Raw genomic sequence first — 1,630 nt, forward strand, 5'->3', positions numbered from 1 at the left:
CGCTTTCATCTACTACAATATATTTATGGTTAATATCCCTTACAGCCAGTAAGGAATTATCCATCTTGTTGCTTAAGCTGTTAAAATGTATGGAGCAATCGGTATATCGTCTTATTCATCTTGGACTTCGCGTCCGTTACCGAGACTGATAACCAGCTCCTCATTTGCAGCGTTCGTTTTATGCAGGTTGAACTGCCTTCGGTACGTTCGTGTCACACCACAGTAGATGGAATAGGCAATGAGTAAAACTGGTCTTTATCCATTGCATAATCTGATTTTAAGGAGTGACAAATTTATGAATATGAATGCAGTAGGTATTGATGTTTCCAAAGGAAAAAGCATGGTTGCTATCCTTCGTCCTTATGGTGAGATCATTTCAAAACCATTTGAAGTCAAACACACAGTCAGTGGGATTCGCTCTCTCATTGAGCAGATCCAATCCATTGATGGCGAATCTCGTATTGTCATGGAACACACCGGTCGTTATTACGAACCTCTTGTCCGTGAACTTTCGAAAGCTGACCTTTTTGTATCTGCCATAAATCCCAAACTCATCAAAGATTTTGGAGACAACTCTCTCCGCAAAGTAAAGTCCGATAAAGCGGATGCAGTAAAAATTGCACGCTATACTCTTGACAGTTGGACGGAACTCAGACAGTATAGTCTCATGGATGAAATTCGTAATCAACTGAAAACCATGAACCGCCAGTTTGATTTTTACATGAAACACAAAACCGCTATGAAAAATAATCTAATCAGCATCCTTGACCAAACTTATCCGGGAGCTAACACTTATTTTGACAGCCCCGCCCGTGAGGATGGAAGTCAAAAATGGGTTGACTTTTCAGCCACCTACTGGCATGTGGATTGTGTTCGTAAACTCTCTCTAAACGCCTTTATCGACCACTATCAAAAGTGGTGTAAACGCAGGAAGTACAACTTCAGCCGTTCAAAAGCTGTTGAAATCTATGAAGCATCTAAGGAGCTTGTTTCTATACTTCCAAAAGACGATCTGACAAAGTTAATCATCAAACAGGCTGTAGAACAATTAAATACGGCTTCACAGACTGTGGAACAGCTTCGTACCATGATGAATGAGGCTGCTTCTAAACTGCCGGAATACCCTGTTGTCATGGCTATGAAAGGTGTAGGTAAATCGCTTGGTCCACAGCTTATGGCAGAGATTGGTGATGTCTCCCGATTTACCCACAAAGGAGCCATTACAGCCTTTGCAGGCGTTGATCCCGGCGTAAATGAATCCGGTTCATATGAGCAGAAAAGCGTTCCTGCTTCCAAGCGCGGTTCCAGTACTCTTCGTAAGACTCTGTTTCAAGTCATGGATGTTCTCATCAAAACAAAGCCACAGGATGATCCTGTCTACTTGTTTATGGATAAGAAACGAGCACAAGGAAAGCCTTATTACGTCTACATGACAGCCGGTGCGAATAAGTTTCTTCGCATCTACTATGGTCGAGTGAAAGAATATCTGTCTTCACTCCCAGAATAAATATCTCGTCAATACCTTTATTTTAGACCAGCGAATATCGGTGGTCTTATTTTAATGTTCAAAATCTTGCAAAAATTTTTGCCTGAAATCATCAATTTGCTATTGACTTTTTATTTGCAGGCT

1 protein-coding gene is annotated in these 1,630 nt (G+C 41.2%); it reads left to right on the forward strand.

Annotated features, from left to right (window positions below; genetic code table 11):
- The first annotated feature begins 301 nt into the window (after window positions 1–301).
- Complete coding sequence (locus LI074_RS16970; protein WP_008706871.1) at window positions 302–1,507, forward strand: IS110 family transposase; 1,206 nt, start codon at window positions 302–304, stop codon at window positions 1,505–1,507.
- Window positions 1,508–1,630 lie beyond the last annotated feature (123 nt).

Source organism: Blautia sp. MSK18_10 (assembly GCF_020553185.1).
In the GTDB taxonomy this organism is placed as follows: Bacteria; Bacillota; Clostridia; order Lachnospirales; family Lachnospiraceae; genus Blautia_A; species Blautia_A wexlerae.